The sequence below is a fragment of the Paenibacillus sp. P4_E11 genome, assembly GCF_056401635.1.
This window is the reverse complement of the sequence record NZ_JBFUIX010000279.1, coordinates 1-3122: the sequence shown is the minus strand read 5'-3', so window position 1 is coordinate 3122 and position 3122 is coordinate 1. Positions and strand designations below refer to the sequence as shown.

Annotated in this window: 4 protein-coding genes and 1 pseudogene; all 5 read left to right on the top strand. The window is 46.7% G+C overall.

The genetic code is table 11. From position 1 onward, the window contains the following. The coding region (locus tag AC1DWB_RS32780) for a PfkB family carbohydrate kinase (protein WP_477545286.1) at nt 1–241 on the top strand (241 nt) is incomplete at its 5' end. Between the two features lie 14 nt (nt 242–255). Further along, a complete protein-coding gene (locus AC1DWB_RS32775) occupies nt 256–1632 on the top strand; it encodes an acyclic terpene utilization AtuA family protein (RefSeq protein ID WP_477545285.1) in 1377 nt (458 codons plus the stop codon). Further along, nucleotides 1629–1940, top strand: coding sequence for a DUF4387 domain-containing protein (locus tag AC1DWB_RS32770; protein WP_477545284.1), 312 nt, complete (start codon nt 1629–1631; stop codon nt 1938–1940). Before AC1DWB_RS32775 ends, AC1DWB_RS32770 begins: the two co-directional genes overlap by 4 nt. A gap of 21 nt (nt 1941–1961) precedes the next feature. Further along, nucleotides 1962–2864 (top strand): ABC transporter permease, encoded by a 903-nt coding sequence (locus tag AC1DWB_RS32765; protein WP_477545283.1) that lies wholly within the window; start codon nt 1962–1964, stop codon nt 2862–2864. A 17-nt stretch (nt 2865–2881) separates the two neighbouring features. Continuing rightward, nucleotides 2882–3122: pseudogene (locus AC1DWB_RS32760) on the top strand (carbohydrate ABC transporter permease); the annotation flags it as partial.

The following is a 3122-nucleotide window of genomic DNA, read 5'->3' as shown; positions in this document are numbered from 1 at the left end:
GAAAGGCTGTTTGCTGGTCAATCCCAACACCAAACAATATTTTTCGGCAGCTTCGTTCAAGGCTGTGGATACGACGGGTGCGGGAGATTCTTTTATCAGCGGGTTGGCTGTGGCTTTGTCTGAAGGCAAGGATATTGCTAATGCTATTCAATTTGCCAGTATTGCTGCAGGAATTACCGTTAGCAGAGAAGGCGCCCAACCTTCATTGCCGGATAAAGAAACAATCAAAATGTATATGTGATGACGGAGGTTTCCATGGTACAGGAACAATTTACAATTTTAGCGCCTTGCGGGATGTTGGGCTACGGGTTTCCCGAGGACTCTTTTATAAAAGGCATGGAATGCAATCCGGATGCCATTGTGGTGGACGCAGGCTCTACCGATGCCGGACCTCATAAATTAGGCGCGGGTACGGCGATTGTTAGTAAGATGGCCTGCAAGAAGGATTTGGAGTACATGATTACAGCAGGGGTCAAAGCCAAGATCCCGATCATCATTGGTTCGGCCGGGGGAAGCGGCGCCAAGGTTCATGTGGAGTGGACCCAGTCAATCATCATGGAGATTGTGCAGGAACATAAGCTTCATCATCTGAAGATCGCTATCATATGGGCGGACATTCCTCACGATGTGGTAGAAGCCAAACTGGATGAGGGGACATGTGAACCTTTGGGCTTAGCGGTTAAACCGTTAACGAAAGACCGGCTGGAAGCAACCAACAGCATCGTCGCACAAATGGGACATGAACCGATCATGAAGGCACTCGAAGCGGAAGCGGATATTATCATTTGTGGAAGAGCTTATGACCCGTCACCATTCGCCGCTGTCGCCATGCATCATGGATTTGACGCAGCACTGGCGTACCACCTGGGTAAAATATTGGAATGTGCAGCACTTAGTGCCGATCCGGGAACAACGAAGGACTGTATGCTTGGCATTCTGAAGAGGGATTCTTTTATCGTCAAGCCGCTAAATGATAAACGAAAATGCACGGCCGTTTCCGTTGCAGCCCATACTTTTTATGAGAAGGATCATCCTTACATCTTGCATGGTCCGGGCACCGTGTTAGACCTGGAGCATTGTACCTTTACCGAACTAGGGGATGGCAGCGTAGAAGTCAAAGGCAGTAAGATCACAGAAACTCCGGTCTACAAAATTAAACTGGAAGGCGCCATGAAAGTTGCCTATCGTACATTTGTGATCGCTGGTGTCAGGGATCCGCTGCTCATTGCACAGATTGAACAGGTTGAAGCTGAGGTCAAACAGCAGGTTTGCGAGCAATACAGTGAGGTTTCGCAAGAGGATTTCCAAATTAATTTCATTAATTATGGTTTCAACGGTGTGATGGGTGAGCTGGAACCGCAGAAGAAGCCTGGGCATGAGCTAGGGATTGTGTTCGAAGTGATCGCCAAAAACCAGGAGCTTGCGAATACGATCTGCGGCTCAGTGAGATCCACCTTCTTGCATTATGGCTATGAGGGAAGAAAATCTACAGCGGGCAATCTGGCTTTTCCTTTTGCACCAAGCGATGTGCCTTTCGGCCCGGTATACGAGTTTTCGGTCTATCACTTGATGCAAGTTGCAGACGGCTCGGAAATGTTCCCTATCGAATATATCGAGGTGCAGCAGCTATGAAACTATTCGACGCAGCGGCAGTACTCAGAAGCAAGAACAGCGGACCTTTCGAAATCACGGTGGATGCTCTATTCACCGACCCGAAGATCTACTACAAAATCAAGGACTCCGGAATKATTAACAAGGAACGGGTATCTCAGCTTTATAATATTACGCCAGAGAACATTATGCATATCGTCTTTTTTGATCAGGCGCTCGGATTCAAGATTACATTCGCCCGCAAGGTCTCATCAGGTACTTTCTTCGACCGGGATGTATATGGCGCGCAACAGCATGCACCCCTGATGGAACTGGTGATCGACATTTAAGCAGAAAGGGGTTAAGTGGCCATGGGTGCTAACTCCATAGCAAAAAGAATTTGGAATGATAAAGTGCTGTATCTGATGTTGCTCCCCGCGATAATCTATTTCTTTGTCCTTCATGTTTGGCCGATTATCGGGATGAAGCTGGCTTTCTACGAATATCGCATCTTGGGCGATAACATCTTTGTCGGGTTCAAATACTTTAAGGATTTGTTCAGCACTCCTGTTTTTTCAAATGTGTTCGCCAATACGTTAATTATTAGCGCGATGAAGATGTTCCTCATATTTCCCATTCCGATCATCTTTGCACTGATGCTCAACGAGTTCAGGAATGGGAAGTTTCGCAAAGCGGTACAGATCATTTCCTATTTGCCGCACTTCCTTTCATGGGTCGTTATTGCGGGCATCTGGTTTGAATTCCTGTCACCGTCTACGGGAGCTATTAATGAATTATTCAAGTTGTTTGGATTCCCGACGCATGACTTCTTGACCGATAAAGATTCCATTCGGTGGGTGCTTGTTGCCAGCGAAGCATGGCGCAGTGTAGGCTGGGATTCGATTCTCTATCTTGTAGCGATTCTTGCCATCAGTCCAAGCTTGTATGAAGCAGCTTATATCGACGGTGCGAATCGATGGCATATTGTCACGAAAGTGGTATTGCCTCATTTGTATGTGCCGATGGTGACCATCTTCATTCTGAATGTTGGTTTTATTATGAATGCCGGACTCGATCAGGTGCTGAACTTCACCAACACTTCGGTCAACAGCAGTGTCGACATCATTGATACTTACGTATACCGGGTGGGGCTGCTGAACGGCCAATATTCATTTGCTACAGCTGCCAATTTGTTTAAAAGCGTAATTGGTGTCGTGCTGGTGCTGTCCACTCATTTTATTTCCAAAAAACTGACTTCAAAAGGCGCATGGTGAGGAAAGGAGGTGACATCATGGTAGGAGGAAAATTTACAGTCTCCAAATTGATGATCGGCATTATTCTGACCATCATGACCCTGACGATGTTCGTGCCGATCATCAACATATTTGCCAGAGCTTTCTCGCATCCCGACCAAGTCAGATTGCTGCATGGCTATGATATTTTGCCGAAGGGCTTCTCTCTCGTCAACTTTGAGGTTGTGCTCAAGAATCCGATAGTCGGTCGCGCTCTTATAAATTCGCGCTCTTATAAAT

Excerpts from the sequence above, each read along its gene's own strand:
- AC1DWB_RS32775 (WP_477545285.1), top strand. The coding sequence starts at position 256 with ATGGTACAGGAACAATTTACAATTTTAGCGCCTTGCGGGATGTTGGGC.
- AC1DWB_RS32765 (WP_477545283.1), top strand. The coding sequence starts at position 1,962 with ATGGGTGCTAACTCCATAGCAAAAAGAATTTGGAATGATAAAGTGCTG.